General features: G+C 51.7%; 16 protein-coding genes and 1 tRNA gene. 12 read left to right on the top strand and 5 right to left on the bottom strand.

What is annotated here, in order from left to right; translation table 11 throughout:
- Positions 1-45 precede the first annotated feature (45 nt).
- Positions 46-459 carry a DUF2061 domain-containing protein gene (locus D6M16_RS10440; protein WP_120511725.1) on the bottom strand — a complete coding sequence of 138 codons (414 nt, stop codon included), beginning with the start codon at positions 457-459 and terminating at the stop codon, positions 46-48.
- Between the two features lie 280 nt (positions 460-739).
- Between D6M16_RS10440 and D6M16_RS10435 the strand changes: the two genes are divergently transcribed.
- Together D6M16_RS10435 and D6M16_RS10430 are read left to right on the top strand one after the other, a co-directional pair.
- Complete coding sequence (locus D6M16_RS10435; protein WP_120511724.1) at positions 740-1,891, top strand: YjgN family protein; 1,152 nt, start codon at positions 740-742, stop codon at positions 1,889-1,891.
- A complete protein-coding gene (locus D6M16_RS10430; protein ID WP_120511723.1) occupies positions 1,888-2,889 on the top strand; it encodes a M48 family metallopeptidase in 1,002 nt (333 codons plus the stop codon). The genes D6M16_RS10435 and D6M16_RS10430 overlap by 4 nt, the downstream gene beginning before the upstream one ends.
- A 100-nt stretch (positions 2,890-2,989) precedes the next feature.
- Here D6M16_RS10430 and D6M16_RS10425 read toward each other — a convergent pair whose 3' ends face one another.
- From D6M16_RS10425 to pepA, 3 genes are read right to left on the bottom strand one after another with little or no spacing between them, the layout of a single operon-like run.
- Positions 2,990-5,851, bottom strand: a complete 2,862-nt coding sequence (locus D6M16_RS10425) for a valine--tRNA ligase (RefSeq protein ID WP_120511722.1) — start codon at positions 5,849-5,851, stop codon at positions 2,990-2,992.
- Between the two features lie 26 nt (positions 5,852-5,877).
- On the bottom strand, positions 5,878-6,318 hold the full coding sequence (locus D6M16_RS10420) for a DNA polymerase III subunit chi (protein ID WP_120511721.1): 441 nt from the start codon (positions 6,316-6,318) through the stop codon (positions 5,878-5,880).
- Positions 6,319-6,367: 49 nt separating this feature from the next.
- Positions 6,368-7,876: a leucyl aminopeptidase gene (pepA, locus tag D6M16_RS10415; protein ID WP_120511720.1), complete on the bottom strand. Its 1,509-nt coding sequence runs from the start codon at positions 7,874-7,876 to the stop codon at positions 6,368-6,370.
- A 193-nt stretch (positions 7,877-8,069) separates the two neighbouring features.
- Between pepA and lptF the strand changes: the two genes are divergently transcribed.
- Positions 8,070-9,170 (top strand): LPS export ABC transporter permease LptF, encoded by a 1,101-nt coding sequence (lptF, locus tag D6M16_RS10410; RefSeq protein ID WP_120511719.1) that lies wholly within the window; start codon positions 8,070-8,072, stop codon positions 9,168-9,170.
- Positions 9,170-10,240, top strand: coding sequence for an LPS export ABC transporter permease LptG (gene lptG / locus D6M16_RS10405; protein ID WP_120511718.1), 1,071 nt, complete (start codon positions 9,170-9,172; stop codon positions 10,238-10,240). The genes lptF and lptG overlap by 1 nt, the downstream gene beginning before the upstream one ends.
- Before the next feature lie 76 nt (positions 10,241-10,316).
- Here the strand turns inward: lptG and D6M16_RS10400 are convergent, their stop codons facing one another.
- Complete coding sequence (locus D6M16_RS10400; RefSeq protein ID WP_120511959.1) at positions 10,317-10,811, bottom strand: RDD family protein; 495 nt, start codon at positions 10,809-10,811, stop codon at positions 10,317-10,319.
- A 249-nt stretch (positions 10,812-11,060) separates the two neighbouring features.
- Here D6M16_RS10400 and D6M16_RS10395 point away from each other — a divergent pair.
- The 8 genes from D6M16_RS10395 (at position 11,061) to D6M16_RS10365 (ending at position 15,796) form a co-directional block, all read left to right on the top strand.
- A tRNA-Leu gene (locus D6M16_RS10395) sits at positions 11,061-11,147 on the top strand.
- Between the two features lie 207 nt (positions 11,148-11,354).
- Positions 11,355-11,507 carry a hypothetical protein gene (locus D6M16_RS22200; RefSeq protein WP_162940971.1) on the top strand — a complete coding sequence of 51 codons (153 nt, stop codon included), beginning with the start codon at positions 11,355-11,357 and terminating at the stop codon, positions 11,505-11,507.
- A 124-nt stretch (positions 11,508-11,631) separates the two neighbouring features.
- Entirely contained in the window at positions 11,632-12,219 is a 588-nt protein-coding gene (locus tag D6M16_RS10390; protein WP_120511717.1) for an outer membrane beta-barrel protein, read from the top strand.
- A 260-nt stretch (positions 12,220-12,479) separates the two neighbouring features.
- Positions 12,480-12,926, top strand: a complete 447-nt coding sequence (locus D6M16_RS10385; protein WP_120511716.1) for an Hsp20/alpha crystallin family protein — start codon at positions 12,480-12,482, stop codon at positions 12,924-12,926.
- A 97-nt stretch (positions 12,927-13,023) separates the two neighbouring features.
- Positions 13,024-13,473, top strand: a complete 450-nt coding sequence (locus D6M16_RS10380; RefSeq protein ID WP_120511958.1) for a cytochrome C — start codon at positions 13,024-13,026, stop codon at positions 13,471-13,473.
- A gap of 152 nt (positions 13,474-13,625) precedes the next feature.
- On the top strand, positions 13,626-14,501 hold the full coding sequence (locus tag D6M16_RS10375; RefSeq protein ID WP_120511957.1) for a mechanosensitive ion channel family protein: 876 nt from the start codon (positions 13,626-13,628) through the stop codon (positions 14,499-14,501).
- Positions 14,502-14,821: 320 nt separating this feature from the next.
- Positions 14,822-15,361 (top strand): GNAT family N-acetyltransferase, encoded by a 540-nt coding sequence (locus D6M16_RS10370; RefSeq protein WP_120511715.1) that lies wholly within the window; start codon positions 14,822-14,824, stop codon positions 15,359-15,361.
- Between the two features lie 27 nt (positions 15,362-15,388).
- Positions 15,389-15,796 (top strand): GFA family protein, encoded by a 408-nt coding sequence (locus tag D6M16_RS10365; protein WP_205576874.1) that lies wholly within the window; start codon positions 15,389-15,391, stop codon positions 15,794-15,796.
- Positions 15,797-15,812: the final 16 nt, after the last annotated feature.

Here is a 15,812-nt window from a genome sequence, read left to right as displayed (position 1 = left end):
AACTAAATGTAATTGCGAACCACAACTATGTCAACAGGAAGCAAGTTAATGGATGATCGAGTGATGCTGGCAGGATAATACAGCGGTTTTGTGCTGGCTTTGCTCCTTGCGTTGCCAGACAGTTTCATGTGCCAGATAAGCCAGCGTATTGATCGACGGTTCAATCAGTGCCATCACGCCACCTACCATCCAGCTGCCGCTCAGCAAGTACGCCACACTGAAGGCCACACTGAAGTGGATCACCGCAAAACTCACGGTTTTATTAGCAGGTTTGCCAAAGCGGGACTGTTTCAGTACCGGCCATTGCCAGGCTTTCTCATGAAAATAAAAAGCTACCGTGTTGACCATAGGCTCAATCATGGCGATCAAGCTGCCCAGGATAATATCACCCGTCAGTAAGTAGGCAATACTGAAGGCTACGGTAAAGTGAATGGCAGCAAAGCTGAGTGTCTTTTTCATGGTAAAACCCTCTGTTGATGTTCTCAGTATGGGGGTTAGCAGACAATCAGTAAAAGCGTTTGATTCTATCCAACCAATAGATAAATCCTATGGTTTGATATTAATAAACATGAATAATGACTTATCGTCGCTTTATGATTAAGAGCACTGTTACAGAACCAAACAGTGAGCAATAACTTTATGCTGTCAGTTGCATTTGGTTGGTTTATATTGAATACACACTTTTTCCAGCAATGGGGCTGGATTTCTCACATTTTTTGCGAAGACTTAGGACAAAACAATGGAAAACAAGGTTAGGTTTCACGGCCAGGGAGGCGAATTTTTCGGTATCTGGATCGTGAATATTCTGCTCTCTGTCGTCACACTTGGGATTTATTCTGCCTGGGCGAAAGTCCGCACCAAGAAATATTTTTACGGTAACACTGAGCTGGCCGGGGATCGATTTGATTATCATGCGACCCCGAAGCAGATCCTGATTGGCCGTGTCATTGCCGCTGTTTGTGTGCTGGTGTGGTTTACCGCCAGCCATTTCATGCCGCTTTTCTCCCTTGTACTGATGCTGGCTTTTTTGGGCGTGTATCCATTGCTGGCCCGCAATAATGCCCGTTTTGATGCCCGCATGAGCAGCTACCGTAATGTGCGCTTTAACTTTAACGGCTCGGTGAAAGGCGCGTATTGGGCCATGCTGGGGTGTGGTTTGGTTTCCATGATCCCGCTGGTGATCCTGTTTGTGATCACTGCGATGGTGTTTGAAAAATCGCTCGTTGCCGGCGGGCTGTTTGTGTTCCTGTCTGTTGCGGCATATCTGTATGTGTTTGCCAATATCACGGCCGCCATCACCCGCTATTTTGCCAATGGCTACCAGTATGGTGATCGTCAGTTCAGTGCCGAGATAGGCACAGGTTTTTTTGTGAAAACCACAGTGCTGGCGTCTTTGCTCGGGTTGGGGTTGTTTGTGGCGCTGATTGGCTTGTTTGTGCTGGTGGCTGGCGTGGGGGCAGTGTCATCGATTGCCAGCGGACAGCTTGATAATCTGCAAGGCGGTGCACTCTGGCCTTTCCTGGCAATATTTATCGTCTACTCAGGTATGTTGCTGGTGATGGTTGCCGTATCGGCATTTGTGAAAGCCCGCACCCGCAATTACACCTTTGCTCAGCTGAAAGCGGCCGGTGAGCCAGAGTATGGCTTTTCCTCTTCGCTGCGAACCCCTGCGTTTGTCTGGCTGATTGTGTCGAATATCCTGATGCAGCTGGTGACACTGGGGCTGGCTCGTCCCTGGGCAATGGTGCGTACCCAGCGTTACCTCGCCGATAACACGGCTGTTATCGGTGATTTGTCTCTGCTCAACGTGACGGGAGAGGCCTTCGAAGGCAGTGCGGCTATTGCTGACGAAGTGGCTCAGGCCTTTGATATCGGAGTGGGTATTGGATGATCATCAAAGGCTTCTGCCACCCGCCGCTCAGCTCTGAGCGGCGAGAAGCTGAGCTCGACTGCAGTCAGACGGGTCAGGTGACATTGCGCTGCGGCGAGCATGTCATCATAGCTTCCGTGGCCGAGCTGGAGATATCGCCGCCATTGGGCGTCTTGCCTGCCAGCATTGGTTTTGCTGATGGCTGGCAGTTTAAAGCGGTTCAGGATAATGAGCTGGCTGAGTGGGTTAGCCACAATACGCTTCAACCGCAACGCTGGGTACACCGGCTGGAGCGAAACTGGCTGGCAATCGTGGCCAGCGTGGCACTGGTTGTGGTATTGGGGCTGAGTGTTTACCGCTACGGTATTCCGGCGGCCAGTCATGCGCTCACGCGTTTGCTGCCGCAGGCCGTGCCTGTGTATTTGGGCGAGCATGTCCTGGAGACGCTGGACGAGCATATGCTGTCGCCTTCTCAGCTTGAGGCTCAGGAGCAGTGGCAGATACAGGACAGGTTTGCCTTATTGCAGGACAACCTGCCGCCGCTGCCTTTTGAGCTTAACATAGTGTTTCGCTCCTGGCCCTATGGCCCGAATGCGTTTGCCCTGAGCGATGGTACTGTAGTCGTGCTGGATTCGCTGGTGGAAATGGCTACCACATCTGCCGAACTGGACAGTATTTTGCTGCATGAAGTCGGGCATGTGTATCATCAGCATGTGATGGAGTCTGTGGTGCAATCGGCGCTGATTTCTGTGGCCACGGCACTGATTGTCGGTGACAGCTCTGGAATGGCGGATATGCTGACCAGTACTGGGGTATTCGTTGCTTCCAGCGGATATTCCCGGGATGCCGAGCGTGAAGCGGACCAGTTTGCGGCCGAGCAGATGCTGAAAAACTATGGCACCACAGAACCGATGGCCGCCATGTTTAACCGTTTTATGGAACACTATGGCGACAGCGAGTTACCCGAATGGCTGCAAAGTCACCCCGAACTGGAGCAACGGATTCAGGCCTTGAAATAGTATCCATCCGATTCAGGTCGGAGATTTGGCTTAAAATTGTGGCATAAAAAAGCGACCGGTATCGGTCGCTTTTTTTTTTGTCTGAGCAAACGGACATCGCTTACAGCGCCGCGATGGTCGCTTTCTGCTCTTCCAGTTTGATCAGGGTTTCTTTGTAACCTTCCAGCTTCTCGCGCTCTTTGGCCACGACGGCTTCCGGGGCTTTTGCCACGAAGCCTTCATTGCCCAGTTTGCCTGCGATGCGCTTGATTTCACCCTGTGTCTTGGCCATTTCTTTGTCCAGACGCGCCAGCTCGGCATCTTTGTCGATCAGGCCAGCCATCGGGATCATCAGGGTAGACTTACCAACCAGCGCGGTGGCGCAGGCTGGAGTTTCTTCACCCGCTGCCAGTACACGCAGACTGTCCAGTTTCGCCAGCGCCACCAGAACGGCCTGGTTTTGCTGCAGGCGGGCCGCCTCTTTGTCATCGGCAGCTTTGAGCATCACATCCAGGCCTTTGCTTGGTGCGATGTCGTACTCGGCACGCAGGTTACGGATGCTGGTGATGAATTGCTTCACCCACTCAATGTCAGCCAGGGCGTCCGCATTGAAGTTGGCATCATCATACTGAGGCAGTGCCTGAGTCATGATGGTGTCGCCTTCAACACCTTTCACCAGTGGTTTGACGCTCTGCCAGATGGTTTCCGTGATGTACGGGATCACAGGGTGGGCCAGACGCAGGGTCTTCTCCAGCACCGTGATCAGGGTACGACGGGTTGCACGCTGCTGCGCTTCGCTGCCTTTCCACAGCACTGGCTTGGTCAGCTCCAGATACCAGTCACAGAACTGGTTCCAGATGAACTCGTAAATCGTGTTGGCGGCCATGTCCAGACGGAAGTTGTCAATGTGGGCATTAAACTCTTTCGCGGCCAGCTCGAACTGCGACTCGATCCACTTGTCTGCCAGTGAGTATTCCAGCTCGGCGCCTTCAGCAAAACCGCAATCCTGATCTTCGGTGTTCATCAGCACGTAGCGGCTGGCGTTCCACAGTTTATTACAGAAGTTACGGTAACCTTCCAGACGTTTCATGTCCCAGTTGATGTCACGGCCGGTAGACGCCATGGCAGCCAGGGTGAAACGCAGGGCATCGGTGCCGTAAGGTTCAATGCCGTTTTCGAACGTCTTGCGGGTATTTTTTTCGATCTTCGCTGCCAGTTGCGGCTGCATCATGTTGCCGGTACGTTTCTGTACCAGAGACTCCAGATCGATACCGTCGATCATGTCGATCGGATCCAGCACGTTCCCTTTTGACTTCGACATCTTGTCGCCGTTTTCGTCGCGGATCAGGCCGGTGACATAAACGGTTTTGAACGGGACCTGTGCTTTGCCGTCTTCGTCTTTGCAGAAGTGCATGGTCATCATGATCATGCGGGCAACCCAGAAGAAGATGATGTCGAAACCTGTCACCAGTACATCTGACGGGTGGAAGACTTTCAGGTCGTCAGTCTGCTCAGGCCAGCCCTGGGTGCCAAAGGTCCACAGCGCCGAGGAGAACCAGGTGTCCAGCACGTCGTCGTCTTGTTTCAGTACCACGACAGGCGCCAGGCTGTATTTTTCACGGACTTCTTCTTCGGTGCGGCCCACATAGACTTTGCCATCGTTGTCGTACCAGGCCGGGATGCGGTGGCCCCACCACAGCTGACGGGAAATACACCAGTCCTGCACATCACGCATCCAGGAGAAGTACATGTTCTCGTACTGCTTAGGCACGAATTTGATATCGCCGTCTTCAACCGCTTTCACCGCCGGTGCAGCCAGCGGGGCGGTACGCACGTACCATTGGTCGGTCAGCATTGGCTCTATCACCACGCCGCCACGGTCGCCATAAGGGACGGTCAGGTCGTGATCTTTGATTTCATCCAGCAGACCCAGCTGATCGAATTCGGCCACGATGGCTTTACGTGCTTCGAATCGTTCCATGCCCTGGTAGGCAGCCGGAATGTCGGTGCTGTAGGCATCTGTGGGTTCACCGTTGCTGTTAAATACTTCCGCTTCGTTGCGGATGTTGGCATCGAAGGTCAGGATGTTGATCATCGGCAGGCTGTGACGTTTACCGACTTCGTAGTCGTTAAAATCGTGTGCCGGGGTGATCTTCACACAACCTGTGCCTTTTTCCATGTCAGCGTGCTCGTCACCCACGATAGGAATGCGACGATTCACGATAGGCAGCAGAATGTGTTTGCCGATCAGATCCTGGTAACGCGGGTCTTCCGGGTTCACCGCCACGCCGGTATCACCCAGCATGGTTTCAGGGCGGGTAGTGGCAACGACTATGTAGTCTTTACCGTCTGCGGTTTTGACACCGTCGGCCAGCGGGTAGCGGAAGTGCCACATGTGGCCCTTCTTGTCTTTGTTCTCAACTTCCAGATCAGAAATGGCGGTGTGCAGTTTAGGATCCCAGTTGACCAGGCGCTTGCCACGGTAGATCAGATCGTCTTCATACAGACGAACGAAGACTTCACGCACAGCGTTAGAGAGACCTTCGTCCATAGTGAAACGTTCGCGATCCCAGTCTACAGAGGCGCCCAGACGGCGCAGCTGCTTGGTGATGTTGCCGCCGGATTCGCCTTTCCATTCCCAGATCTTATCGATGAAGGCATCACGACCGTAATCGTGCTTGGTTTTGCCTTCTTCTGCGGCGATCTTACGCTCCACAACCATCTGAGTCGCGATACCCGCGTGGTCAGTACCGACCTGCCACAGGGTGTTTTTCCCTTTCATGCGCTCACAGCGGATCAGGGTATCCATGATGGAATCCTGGAATGCGTGGCCCATGTGCAGGCTGCCCGTGACGTTTGGCGGTGGGATCATGATGCTGTAAGCATCTTTCGTCGTGTCACCGTGAGGCTTGAAGTAACCTGCCTCTTCCCAGCGCTTGTACAGCGCTTGTTCAATCGATTGTGGGTTGTATGTCTTTTCCATAGCGCTCTTGATGGATCTAGGTGGAATTAGGGCGATTCAGGCGCAGGTGTGGTCTGCAATTGAATGCCTGCCAACCGGTACGCTTTATAGCGTTCGCGGGCCTGCTGCTTGAGTTTTTCATCGCAAGGCACGAAGTCTACCACTTGTGCAAAGGTCACGGCAAAATTTGGTGCATCCTGACTGAGATTGATCAGTATTGCCCGGCGACCGCTGTGTCGCAGGCCGGGCCAGCCGATTTCAACCGGAGAGCCCTGTCTGGGGCCTTCTCCAATCAGGTTGTGGGGCACGAAGTTGTCGGGATCTTGCTGCCAGAGGTATTCGTCCAGCCATTCGGCCTGCTCACGGGTTTCCGCCAGCAGAAATACAGACTGGCCTTGCTGATACCACCATGCTGCTTGCTGACCGGCCAGTTTCAGCCTCGCCTCTGGTGCGGCGTCGTCAATGATATAAAAGGTAGCATGGCTCATAATGCTTTATCCGAAAAAAGGGGCCGGCTGGCCCCTCTGTCGATGATGGTTAATCGAGGTTTTCCAGCCCGGCCCGGTTGAGCAGGAACTGGACCAGCAAAGGTACCGGACGTCCGGTGGCGCCTTTGTTTTTGCCGCCTGTCCAGGCCGTCCCGGCGATGTCGAGGTGCGCCCAGTTATACTTCTTGGTGAAGCGCGACAGGAAGCAACCTGCGGTAATGGTACCCGCGCCCGGTGTGCCTATGTTGGCCAGATCTGCAAACGGACTCGCCAGCTGTTCCTGGTATTCATCGTTCATTGGCAGACGCCATGCACGGTCACCAGCCTGCTCAGAGGCGTTGACCAGCTCATGCGCCAGCGGGTTATGGTTAGCCATCAGGCCACTGATGTGATTGCCCAAAGCCACCACACAGGCACCGGTCAGGGTGGCGACGTCAATCACGCACTCAGGCTCAAAGCGCTCAACGTAAGTCAGCGCGTCACACAATACCAGGCGACCTTCGGCGTCGGTGTTGAGCACTTCCACGGTTTGCCCTGACATAGTGGTCAGAATGTCACCCGGACGGTACGCATTACCACCCGGCATGTTTTCACAGCCTGCCAGCACGCCGATCACATTGATGGGCAGATTCAGTTTCGCCAGTGAGCGCATTGCACCGAATACGGTAGCCGCGCCGCACATGTCGTATTTCATTTCGTCCATATTGGCTGACGGCTTGATGGAAATACCGCCTGAGTCAAACGTCAACCCTTTACCGACCAGCACCAACGGCTTGGCATTCGGATCCGGGTGACCTTTGTACTCAATGATCGACATCATGGCTTCATTTTTAGAGCCCTGGCCCACGGCCAGATACGAGGTCATGCCCAGCTCTTTCATTTCCTGCTCGCCAATGATCTTGGTGCTGACGGTGTCGAAGTCATCAGCCAGTCGGCGGGCCTGAGAGGCCAGGTAGGCTGGGTTAGCCACGTTGGGCGGCATATTACCCAAATCTTTCGCCGCGCGGACACCGGAGGCGATGGCCAGACCATGGCTGATCGCGCGCTCACCCAGTGACAGCTCGCGGCGTGTCGGTACATTGAACACCAGCTTGCGCAGCGGGCGGCGGGTTTCCGGCTTGGTGCTCTTGAACTGGTTAAAGGTGTATAGACTGTCTTTGGTGGTCTCAACGGCCTGACGGACTTTCCAGTAAGTATCACGGCCTTTAACGTGCAGTTCAGTCAGGAAGCAGACGGCTTCCATTGACCCGGTTTCATTCAGCGTGCTAATAGTTTGCTTAATAATTTGTTTGTACTGGCGTTCATCCAGCTCACGCTCTTTACCACAGCCAACGAGCAGAACACGCTCGGAAAGAACGTTCGGGACATGGTGAAGCAACAGCATCTGGCCAGGTTTTCCTTCCAGATCACCACGACGCAGCAGGGAACTTATGTAACCCTCGCTGATCTTATCCAGTTGTTCAGCAATTGGAGAGAGGCGGCGTGGTTCAAAGACGCCAACGACGATACAGGCACTGCGCTGTTTCTCGGGGCTACCACTTTTTACACTGAACTCCATGCGTACTCCTACATCCTATAAAGACAATTAGGGCTAAATGTTAGATAATGCCGCACTTACTTGTTGGTTCTTGAATTCAGGTTAAGATCAAAGTGCAGGCTGACAGTTAGCCGAAAGATAAAAAAATAACTGATTTACCGGAAAATTATAGTGATTCCAGCAAAAAAACAAGTTTTCTATGGGTATATAACGCGTGATTATTGTTCGTTATTTGACACGTGAGACAATCAAGAGCCAGGTCGCGGTCCTTTTTGTATTGTTTCTTATCTTTATCAGTCAGAAGTTTATCCGCATTCTGGCTGATGCGACAGACGGATCCATTCCTGGTGATCTGGTCCTGACCCTGATGGGGCTTTATATGCCCTCGATGGCGATGCTGATGCTGCCGCTGAGTTTATATATTGGGATCCTGCTCACTTTTGGACGATTATATGCCGAAAGTGAAATCACGGTAATGAATGCAACCGGTATCGGGAATACTTTCCTGATCCGGGCAGCATTGTGGCTGGCGATTATCACAGGGGCAATTGCGGCATTCAATGCGCTGTGGCTGGCTCCCTGGAGTGCCGAAAAAGAAACCCAGGTCATGGAAAAGGTGGAAGCCGATTCTGGGCTGGATCTGCTGGTGAAAGGCCAGTTTCAGGGCGCGCCGGATGGCCGAGGCGTGGTCTTTGTTGATGACATTACCGACAAGGGCGGCAAACTGCATCGCGTCTTTGTGGCGCAACCAACCGCCAGTGACACATTGCGTCCCAGTGTAATGTTTGCCAACAGCGGCACTGTGGATGTGCTCAAAGATGGCCGGCAAGTTCTCGATCTGCAGGACGGCGTCCGTTATGAGGGGCTGCCAACCCGTCTGGACTATTCCATTACGGATTTTGATAATTATCAGGCAGTGATCGGCCAGCGCGCGATCAAAGAAAAAGACCGTGACTGGGATGCGCTGCCTACCCTGGCTCTGATGCAGCGGCCAGAGCTGGCTGCGCAGGCCGAGTTTCAGTGGCGGATGTCCCTGGTGCTCTGTATTCCGTTACTGACTATGGTGGTGGTGCCATTGTCGGCGGTGAATCCGCGTCAGGGGCGCTTTGCCAAACTGGTGCCTGCAGTGCTTATCTATCTTTGTTATTTTCTGGCTATCAGCGCGGCGAAATCTGCGGTGGAAGATGGCGGACTGCCTGTCGGTGTTGGCTTGTGGAGTATTAATATTCTCATGCTGTTAGTGGCGATTGGGCTCAATAGCTGGGATTCGCTGCCAATGCGACAATTCAGAGACAAATTCCGGAGACGCGGCTGATGTTTAAAATTCTCGATTGGTACATTGGCCGTACCATTATTGCCACTTCTGCCCTGACACTGTCGACCCTGGTGGGCCTGTCAGCCATCATCAAATACGTGGAACAGCTGCGTAAAGTGGGTGACGGGACGTACGATCTCTGGAAAGCATTGCTCTTTGTGCTGCTCAGCGCGCCACGTGATATTGAAATGTTCTTCCCGATGGCGGTGTTGTTGGGAGCGCTGATCGGTCTGGGGACACTGGCATCCAGCTCAGAGCTGGTGGTTATGCAGGCTGCAGGCTTTTCCAAGCTGGACATTGGCCTGTCGGTACTGAAAACCGCGGTGCCACTGATGCTGCTGGTGATGGTGCTGGGGCAGTGGGGAGCGCCGGAGGCGCAGAAAGCGGCGCGGGAATTACGGGCGATCTGGACCTCTGGCGGTAATGTGTTTTCGGTACAGCGCGGGGTTTGGGCCAAAGATGATAACGACTTTATTTACATTGGCAGGATTCATGAGCAAACCAACCTCAACGCGATAAACATCTGGGAATTTGATGAAAAAGACGTGTTGAAAGACAGTTTGTTCGCCCGCTCTGCGACTTTTCTCGACGGAAAAGGCTGGGAGCTGAAAGATGTCACTGTGACTCACATTGGCGAAGAAAAGCAGGAAAATACCCATTTCGATACCAAAATCTGGCAGACCAGTCTGACCCCGGATAAATTGGCCGTGGTCACAGTCAAACCGGAAGAACTGGCACTCTCTGGCGTATACGATTATGTGCAGTATTTAAAAGAGACCAAGCAGGATGCATCCCGCTACGAGCTGGCTTTCTGGCGTAAAGCCCTGCAGCCGTTCTCAATCGCCGTGATGATGCTGCTGGCGCTGTCTTTTGTTTTCGGTCCGTTGCGCTCTGTGACTATGGGCGCGCGGGTACTATCCGGTGTGATCTTCGGGTTTGCGTTTTACATTTCTAATGAAGTGTTTGGCCCGCTGAGTATGGTGTACCGTTTACACCCTGTTATTGGCGCGTTGGGGCCAAGTTTAGTGTTCCTGTTTATTACCCTCTACCTGCTTCGGCGCAAGCTCTGAGTCCGGTGACAGGCTCAGATGACAGACAGACAAAAGGCGCCATTCAGGCGCCTTTTTTGTGTGCTTGATCTGTCAATCAGTTGGGTTTTGGCAGCAGTACCATTTCACACTCTGCCATCAAATCCTGCAGTGATTGTTTAGTGTGGCTGAAAGGCACCAGCAAATTGCCCAGCCCAAAGGCCGATGTCGCCATGCGGATGAGGGCTTGAGTAAAACGGATATTTGAACCATCGGTATTCTGAATGCGCAGCTTCCAGGCGCGCATACCCAGCGTCTGGCCCGCTTTACACCAGAAATAACCAAAGAAAGCGACGATGCTCCCGCCCAGATACACAGAGTATATCGGTGCAGCCACCGGGTGTCGGGTGAGGTATTCACTGGCATCGGCATAGTTGCCCAGGTTCAGCAAGCCAGTGCTGAGTAGTAAAGCGATCACGGCCATGGCCAGACCGCCAGCCAGCATTAATACTGCAGCCACCACCAGAGCGTCGTAAATCCAGGCCCCGATCCGGCGAAACAGCCCCGGGTATTGTTTGGTTTGCGTCATGTCCTTTTTCACTGTTGTTGTCATGGTTCCACCAGAAAGAGTAAAGAGGGCAGGTGCACCTGCCCCAAAAAACTGCGGCACAGTGTAGCAATAGTTCCTGGTTCAGGGTACTCAACTCGCCAGTTACCTTGTACTTGCAAGGCATAGTGTCGACTGGATTGGCAACACTATGCATGGGAAAAAGCCGGAGCGATGAAAAAAGCAGCAAACAGTGTGTCACTCTTCATAAAGTCGCTTGCACATCAACACCGTATACGTATAATGACCGCCATTGCCCGGGTGGCGAAATTGGTAGACGCAGCGGATTCAAAATCCGCCGGTGGTAACACTGTGCCGGTTCAAGTCCGGCCCCGGGCACCAACTTCAACGACAAAGCCTCGACGAAAGTCGGGGCTTTGTCGTTTCTGCCGCTCAAAAACTTACGCTCGCTTTTTTCTTGTCATCAACCTGCGAGAAGCGAGCTTAAGCCTTTTTCTCCTCAAACGTTCCGGCACATGCCAGCAAGCGTTGTAAGTCGCGTTTTCACTGTATTCCTGACCAAGATCATGGACGTGATGAGGAAGAATAATGCTAAGAATGTCGGGCCGTTATCTGGTGCTTTATGCGTGTTTGGTCGCTGTTCCGGGTGACTTTGCTTATCAGATCTATGCCAAGCAACAGGCCCTCACCCAGAATAAGGCTCCGAAACGTTTTATCGTGAACCGGTATCGCTGGGCTTAACGTCGCGATACTGAACAAACCCCAGAGTCAGAGCGGTGAGATTGTTCACTGTTTAAATCAATATATTTGTCCTGGTTTAGTATGAAACTAGTCTTTTATGTGTGGTTTAACAGGGAGCAATTAGATGAAAGGTTTCGGGCTGGGGTTTATCTTACTTTTGCCAGGCATAGCCCTGGCGGCGCCGCATCATCATACTGTCAAGATGACCTATGTCGGTGGCGCGTATGGCGAGACAACATTAGATGTTTCCTCCGCTGATCGTGCGGAATATGAAGATGCGGGCTTTTCCATTGATGACACAGACAAAGGCTACAAATTTTTCCTGGGTCACAGGATCAATCGTTACGCGGCTGTGGAAGGATTTTTGGCCGATCTGGGGGAAGCCACACTGAGTCATCAGGATTTGGCGATATCTGCTTCTATAGAAATGGATACCTGGGGCGGGGCGGTACTGGGGATAGTGCCTTTACATCCTCAACTTGAAGCGTTTGCAAAGCTTGGGCTGCATGCTTGGGATATGAGCGCAAAAATGCAGGGTCAGACGCTGTTAGAAGATGATGGCACAGATATGCTGTATGGGATTGGTGCCAGCTATATTTACTACCCGGCCTATTCGGATGATGCCGTTTCTGTCCGTATCGAATATGAGCGCTTCGAGATGGACAAGGAGAGTGTGGATTTGTTCTCAGCGGGAATCAGCTATCATTTTTAACCTGATGTACGTTTTCTGAACCCAGGCTTGTCTGGGTTTTTTGTTTTTAAAAGTCATATCTTATTCGCTGCTTGTCAAAATAAATCATAAATTTCAATGTCTTGGTCTTTTTTCTTGTTGCTTGGTTTCAGCCAAAGATGTTTTCTCACCTTACTTTGATTTACATCAAGTAAGATGCCTCACTCCTTTTATTCCCATCACTATACTTATACCGAATCAAACCGTCGGGTGTGAATCTTCTGTGTGGAAGGAGGTGGAAAATGCGTACTGACGTTAAAAAAAGTGGTTTTCCTTCACTGCTGGATAATGATTTTGACAACTTGTTTCAGGGTTTCTTCCGGCCGGTGTTAGGCGGTGATTTTTTGAAGCAAGCCAGTCAATTGCCTGCTGTGGATATTCATGAAACTAAAGACAGTTATGTACTGACTGCCGAGTTGCCCGGATTCAGCAAAGAGGATATCCAGGTATCGTTCCACAACGGTAAATTAACTATTGCTGCTGAACATAAAGAAGAAAGCGAGAAGAAACAGGAAGGACAAGCTGTTTTGACAGAACGACGCTACGACAGCTATTCGCGCACTTTCCAGTTTGGCCAGAACATTGCCGAACACGACATTGAAGCGGCCTATCAGGATGGTGTTTTGCGTCTGGTCATGCCGAAAACGGCCACCAGTGAGCCTGAAGTACGGAAAATTGAAGTCCGTTAAGCGTGAAGGCACATTCAAACAAGAAGGTGCGGGCAGCGATGCCGGCACCTGCTTTCAGTCAGACAGGGTATATGCCCTGATATCGGAGGTCTGGACAATGAAATCTTTTGTTCTCACCGCAGTATTTGCTGCGATTGCAGGGCTGTCGGGATGTGACAGATCCAGCCAGAGTTTTAGTTTACCCCAGGGCAATGTTGATCAGGGTGAACAGGTTTTTGTGAAGTACCAATGCCTGCGTTGTCATACTATGGCCGGTTATGAAGCAGAGGCGGAGAAGCTGTCCGGTGTGATGGAAACGCCAGTAGTGCTTGGCGGACAGGTGAGCCGTATACGGACTTATCCTGAGCTGGTGACGTCTGTGATTAACCCCTCGCACAGACTCGCTGAAGGCTATGATGGGGCAGATTTTCAGGTTGATGGCCAGTCTGTGATGCCGAACTTCAATGATGTGATGACGGTGACTGAGCTGGTGAATCTGGTGTACTTTCTGGAAGAGCATTATGAGATAGAGCCGTATCCGCGCACTGAGTATGTTAGCCCCCGGTAAGGATCTGCGAACGGAATTTGCTTTACAACCTGACTGACTATAGGCGAGACTTCTCCCTGTAAATTTTATGGTCAATGTTTTGTGCTGTTTGCTGCTGAGCAGGGCGCGATAATCTGCTAACAGGTTGAAAGTAAATGATGTGGGATTCCTTTTTGGAAAAAATTGAGCTGGTTATAATGTACTTTTTGACCCACAAACTCTTGCTAAGTTTGTGTGTCATACTGCTGGTGATAGTCATTCGCCGTGTCACGATTACCCGGATTCGCGGCGAGGCTAATTTTCTCAGCGAAGATCAGCGCAAATGGATCTCGCGCACCAAAAATGGGGCTTTTACTCTATTGTTGCTGACGCTTTTCTTGCTGTGGGAGTCTGAAATCAGCAAGTTTGCGCTGTCACTGACCGCCATAGCGGTGGCCCTGGTTGTGGCATCAAAAGAAATCATTCTGTGTATTACCGGCTCCCTGCAGCGTGCCAGTTCCCGTTCGTTCCGGATTGGCGACTGGATTGAAGTGGGACCAGTCTGCGGCGAGGTTATCGAGCATAATCTGATGGCCACTGTGATTCAGGAAATTGCTCTGCAGCAAGGCCAGTACCATTACACGGGCAAGACCATCACCTTGCCGAACAGTATGTTTTTTACTGTGGCGGTAAAAAACCTGAATTTCATGAAACGCTATGTTTATCATGGTTTTACTGTGACGGTGAAAGAAACGGTGAACCTTTATCCTATGGTGCCTGTTCTGCTGGACAAGATAGACGAGCATATCGCCGATTTTATCGATATCGCCAGACGCTATAACCATATGATTGAACGCCATGCCGGTGTCGACTTACCGGGATCAGATCCGCATATTTATATCACCACGACGGCCACAGGCGAGCAGCAGGTGCACTTTAAGCTGTTTTGCCCGACGGTACAGGCGGCTGAACTGGAGGCGAAAATCCGGGAAGATTTTATGACCCTGTACTGTGAACAATATTTGCCTGTTGCCGCTAAAACCGCTGAGCTGGTATATCAATCGGCCTGACAGGTGTCGGACAAATCACAACATCATCACATATAAAAGCAGCGCCTCAAGGCGCTGCTTTGTTTTTACACGAACTTATTTTTCTTGAACACAACACAGTTCGGGTGGTGAATAATCACCATGATGTAATTAGCAAGTTGCAGGCCAGAATGTGTTCTTTCAAGTCATTGAAAGCCAGAGCAAGACAATGGCTCTGCTGTGGGTGTTGGTTTGGAAATTGCATTTTGCAGTTGCGTATTGCAACCCCACTCAGGATTTGCAATTTGAAAAGGCACAAGGCATTGTGCTACCTGATGTATAAGTATGTAAGGATGACACTTATGTTCAGTCAGGCCGTTGATCAGGATATTGAACTGGTTCTGGTACAGCCTTCTTTTGCGGCCCGTTATGTCGAGCTGGTGAATGCGCATTATGATTACTTGTCTCAGTGGCTGGCCTGGCCGCCTCACTGTAATACCGAGGCGGATTTCACCGATTTTATCCGTCGCTCCCTGCATGATTACGCCGAGGGGAAATCCATGGTGTGCAGTATTTTTTTTCAGGGACAACTGGTCGGCAATTGCAGCTTTAATACTTTAGATAACAGCCTGAAAACGGCAGATATCGGTTACTGGCTGGCGGCCGATTTTCAGGGACAGGGTATTATTACCCGGGTATGCCGCCATCTTTGCCGCCTGGCGTTTGACCACTTTGCTATGGAAAAAGTGGTGATTTCAGCCGCGGTTGACAATACGGCGAGCAGAGCAGTAGCAGAACGTCTGGGCATGAAGCTGGAAGGGGTGATCACCCGCAGTGAAAACCTCAACGGCCGCATTCTTGACCATGCTATTTATGCCCTCCATCGTGATTCAGCCCATTAATGTTTGTAAGGAGAGATGATGAGTGAAGTGACTTACCCTATTCACGGAGCTTGCCAGTGTGGCGGCGTGACCTATACATTGCTCGCACCACCGGCAATGGTCGTGGCCTGCCACTGCAAAGCGTGCCAAAAGCTCTCGACCAGTGCGTTCAGTATTACCGCTATGGTAAACGCTAAAGATGTGGTGTTTGAGGGAGTGATGGCTGACTGGTCTCGGCCTGCTGACAGCGGTAATATCAGCGCCGCGAAATTTTGCCCGACCTGCGGCAACCGCATCTACCATTTTAATCCTGCACAACCCGATGCCATCAAACTCAAACCCAGTAATCTGAGCGACACCCGCATTATTCAGCCGACCGCCCATGTGTGGGTCAGCGAAAAGCAGGACTGGTTCTCCATTCCGGATGGCGTAAAGCAATTTGATCAGCAGCCGTAAACCCGGATAGCGCAGA

Origin of the sequence: Photobacterium salinisoli (assembly GCF_003614885.1) — a bacterium.
GTDB lineage: Bacteria > Pseudomonadota > Gammaproteobacteria > Enterobacterales > Vibrionaceae > Photobacterium > Photobacterium salinisoli.
Note: the sequence above shows the minus strand (reverse complement) of the source record. Positions and strands in the feature narration are given on the sequence as shown.

Excerpts from the sequence above, each read along its gene's own strand:
- lptG (WP_120511718.1), top strand. The coding sequence starts at position 9,170 with ATGTTTAAAATTCTCGATTGGTACATTGGCCGTACCATTATTGCCACT.
- D6M16_RS10370 (WP_120511715.1), top strand. The coding sequence starts at position 14,822 with ATGTTCAGTCAGGCCGTTGATCAGGATATTGAACTGGTTCTGGTACAG.
- D6M16_RS10435 (WP_120511724.1), top strand. The coding sequence starts at position 740 with ATGGAAAACAAGGTTAGGTTTCACGGCCAGGGAGGCGAATTTTTCGGT.
- D6M16_RS10440 (WP_120511725.1), bottom strand. The coding sequence starts at position 459 with ATGAAAAAGACACTCAGCTTTGCTGCCATTCACTTTACCGTAGCCTTC.
- D6M16_RS10400 (WP_120511959.1), bottom strand. The coding sequence starts at position 10,811 with ATGACAACAACAGTGAAAAAGGACATGACGCAAACCAAACAATACCCG.
- D6M16_RS10390 (WP_120511717.1), top strand. The coding sequence starts at position 11,632 with ATGAAAGGTTTCGGGCTGGGGTTTATCTTACTTTTGCCAGGCATAGCC.
- D6M16_RS10380 (WP_120511958.1), top strand. The coding sequence starts at position 13,024 with ATGAAATCTTTTGTTCTCACCGCAGTATTTGCTGCGATTGCAGGGCTG.
- pepA (WP_120511720.1), bottom strand. The coding sequence starts at position 7,876 with ATGGAGTTCAGTGTAAAAAGTGGTAGCCCCGAGAAACAGCGCAGTGCC.
- D6M16_RS10425 (WP_120511722.1), bottom strand. The coding sequence starts at position 5,851 with ATGGAAAAGACATACAACCCACAATCGATTGAACAAGCGCTGTACAAG.
- D6M16_RS10420 (WP_120511721.1), bottom strand. The coding sequence starts at position 6,318 with ATGAGCCATGCTACCTTTTATATCATTGACGACGCCGCACCAGAGGCG.
- D6M16_RS22200 (WP_162940971.1), top strand. The coding sequence starts at position 11,355 with ATGCTAAGAATGTCGGGCCGTTATCTGGTGCTTTATGCGTGTTTGGTC.
- D6M16_RS10430 (WP_120511723.1), top strand. The coding sequence starts at position 1,888 with ATGATCATCAAAGGCTTCTGCCACCCGCCGCTCAGCTCTGAGCGGCGA.
- D6M16_RS10385 (WP_120511716.1), top strand. The coding sequence starts at position 12,480 with ATGCGTACTGACGTTAAAAAAAGTGGTTTTCCTTCACTGCTGGATAAT.